This is a genomic window from Bacillota bacterium (assembly GCA_040754675.1).
Taxonomy (GTDB): domain Bacteria; phylum Bacillota; class Limnochordia; order Limnochordales; family Geochordaceae; genus Geochorda.
Genome location: JBFMCJ010000568.1, coordinates 1 through 2,548 on the forward strand (window position 1 = coordinate 1; position 2,548 = coordinate 2,548).

Genomic DNA, 2,548 nt, shown 5'->3' on the forward strand with positions numbered 1-2,548 from the left:
TGGTGTGCATTGGCATACCCGAGGTCTCCAGGAGGACGTTGGGGAGTCTTCTGGCCACATCAATGGCTGCCTGGATGTAAACGCCGTGCCCGTGACCCATGTGGTACATCACGAACGTGACATGCGGGAAGTTTTCTGCCAGTTCTCCTATGCTCCAGGGCAGGGAGAACGGCGGGTGGCCCGAATGAATGTACACCGCAATGCCCAAACTGGCAGCTTCTTCGATCAAAGGGTATACGACCCTGTCGTTGGGCAGGAAGCTGTGGATCAAGGGATGCAGTTTCAACCCCCTGAACCCCTGTTCCCGTACCGCCGTTCTCAGGTCCATCACTGCCTTATCCCCCTGGTAGGGGTTCAGCCATACCAAACCGACGATCCTGTCCGGATGCGTCCTCATGGCGTCCAGGGTGACCTGGTTTTCCAGTGAACTGCAGAGAGCCTTTTCCACGTTGAATTCATCCATCAGTTGTATGAGGCCGTCGATGGTAGCGGCCACGTGGAAGGGATAACCGAAGGTGCCGAGGTGTACGTGGGCATCTATAACCTTCAACTGGCTCACCACCTTTGGACCCAAAAAGTGAATCAAATTCCCGGAGCAGTGTACCACGCCGACGCAGGGCAAAGCAACCGTCTGCACCGCGATCGCCACGGAGTACCTGCGCCACCTGCTGGAGTGGAAGGAGGTGCTGTCCGAATTCCTTCACCTCTGTGGGGTAAGCCCTCAGGTGTCGGGAGTGGGCGTGCGAACGCGAATGTTCGTTTCGGGGGCGTACCCGGATCTGGTCATCGGAGGACCCAATTTCTACCTCATCTTCGAGGCGAAAGTCATGTCGGGATTTCAGACCGACCAGGTTGTCCCCTACGCACAAGCGCTACTGGGGTGGCGGGAACAGAACCCCGGGGGCCTGGCGAAGCTGATTATCATTGCCCCGAGAAACAGCTTGCAAGCTCTTGTTTTGGAGGCAGTAGGCCAGATGAAAAACAAGGGGTTGGGGGTGCCTGTCGGGGAACTGGCATGGGAGGAGGTTGCAAAGGCATGTGAAGTGCTATCCAGGCGCGTCCAGGATACCCGGTTGCAGGTGTACCTTGAAGATTTCGCTCAACTCGTTTCTTTCCGCATCGGCGAACTGCCGCGGGCGTTCACTCCCGAAGAGGTTCAACTGCTGGGAGACCAGTTGGTAGGAGGGGCAATCTGGCGCCTCTGGCCTCTTGTGCAGGATGTAAACATGGGGGTCCAACAGAAGCTGTCTTCGTTTATTCCCGGGTTCTCCAGTTCAGCACATTACGGTGGCATCTGGGCTGGCTTTAACTTCTTCGACCAACGAAAGCGGGGGCTGGGTTGGTTTGGCGTCTGGGTCAACGCGTGGGCCAAGGTGGGCAGATCTCCTCTCTTCTACCAGATCCCCGAAGATGTGTTCCCGCACTTGGACGAAATCAACCGAGAGGCAAAATGCAAGGGTCATCCTGCTGTGGAGAGATTCTACGAAGGCGGAAATCTCCGGGCTGTGGTCCCCCTTCGCATAGAAGCCGAAGCACCCGGGGACCTCGCAGCCAGGCTTGCGGCGGTCGTGGCAGAATACGTCAATCTCGTTTATCCCCGGCTGCCATAGATAAGCAAGCCCGCGTCCCGGCCCGCTCTTGGTGCTACGGCTTTTCCCTTCGGTGATCGGCCGGTGGTCCCCCGTAACAGTCCTGGGGGCGGGCGCAAGAAGCCGCGGATGCTGCCCATTTCGGCGGGTTGCTGTGCTTGCGCGGCGGCGGCCGGGTGTGGAAGATGGAGTAGGGGCTTCGTGGCCGGTTTGCTCGCCAACGGTAGTTCACCATCTGCCGCGGGTGGGCCCCAGTCTCTCTATGAGTTCGCTCCTGGAGCGGCAGCCCGCCTTGCGGTAGATGTTCTTGATGTGGTACTTCACGGTGTTCACGGATACGTAGAGGTGGGCTGCGATCTCCTGGTAGGTGTGGCCGTCCAGCAGGAGGTCGAGGACTTGCTTCTCTGATCGGGTAAGGAGCAGCCGAGGTGCTGGTTGAGCTGACTCATCACTCATTCTGGCCATGGCCATCGCGGCCGTGCTGGGGCCCAGCCTCACAAACACCATGATAGCCATAGCGTTGGTGGGATGGCCGGTGTACTCCCGCCTGGTGCGGGGCCAGGTTCTCTCCCTGCGCGAGAAGGAGTTCGTGAAAGCGGCATAGCGCGCCAGACCGTGGATCGGGCATCGCGTGTCGACGGGCAGCGGAGCGGGTCTCCGGTTGCTCAGCGTTGACCAGTGTACCACGCCAAAAAGTTGTCCCTGGTGACACCAACGTCCTTGAGGACGTTATTCCTCGGCCGAGATCTTCCCCCTTATGACGTGCAACGGTTGCTGTCCGGCCGTCGCAGTGCCTGAAAAAGGTGTGTGATCCCTTAGTTCGAACCGCAGCACAATCAGCTCAGCTGGATGGCGGTTGCCCTGATGTCGGTCGGTGTTTCTCCGGAAAATGCTCTCCTGTCAAGGGTTCTACACATGATCCTTGAGCGGCAGGCACCCGACGGTCGATTTACATCGGA

At 58.9% G+C, this 2,548-nt stretch carries 3 protein-coding genes and 2 pseudogenes; 2 read left to right on the forward strand and 3 right to left on the reverse strand.

Translation table 11 applies throughout. From position 1 onward, the window contains the following. A partial coding sequence (locus tag AB1609_20940; protein ID MEW6048904.1) for an amidohydrolase family protein occupies positions 1-649 on the reverse strand: 649 nt, incomplete at its 3' end. Positions 650-752: 103 nt separating this feature from the next. Between AB1609_20940 and AB1609_20945 the strand changes: the two genes are divergently transcribed. Next, positions 753-1,610, forward strand: a complete 858-nt coding sequence (locus AB1609_20945; protein MEW6048905.1) for a hypothetical protein — start codon at positions 753-755, stop codon at positions 1,608-1,610. Between the two features lie 207 nt (positions 1,611-1,817). Here AB1609_20945 and AB1609_20950 read toward each other — a convergent pair whose 3' ends face one another. After that, positions 1,818-2,105 (reverse strand): helix-turn-helix transcriptional regulator, encoded by a 288-nt coding sequence (locus AB1609_20950; protein MEW6048906.1) that lies wholly within the window; start codon positions 2,103-2,105, stop codon positions 1,818-1,820. Here AB1609_20950 and AB1609_20955 point away from each other — a divergent pair. Further along, positions 2,038-2,190 (forward strand): annotated as a pseudogene (locus tag AB1609_20955) (D,D-dipeptide ABC transporter permease). The gene AB1609_20950 and the pseudogene AB1609_20955 overlap by 68 nt on opposite strands. A gap of 141 nt (positions 2,191-2,331) precedes the next feature. On the opposite strand, the pseudogene AB1609_20960 reads toward AB1609_20955, so the two are convergent. After that, positions 2,332-2,412, reverse strand: a pseudogene (locus AB1609_20960) (hypothetical protein). Between the last annotated feature and the right edge of the window lie 136 nt (positions 2,413-2,548).

What these genes read in the sequence shown, in the direction of transcription:
- AB1609_20945 (MEW6048905.1), top strand. Translation starts at nt 753, where the DNA reads ATGTTCGTTTCGGGGGCGTACCCGGATCTGGTCATCGGAGGACCCAAT.
- AB1609_20950 (MEW6048906.1), bottom strand. Translation starts at nt 2,105, where the DNA reads ATGGCTATCATGGTGTTTGTGAGGCTGGGCCCCAGCACGGCCGCGATG.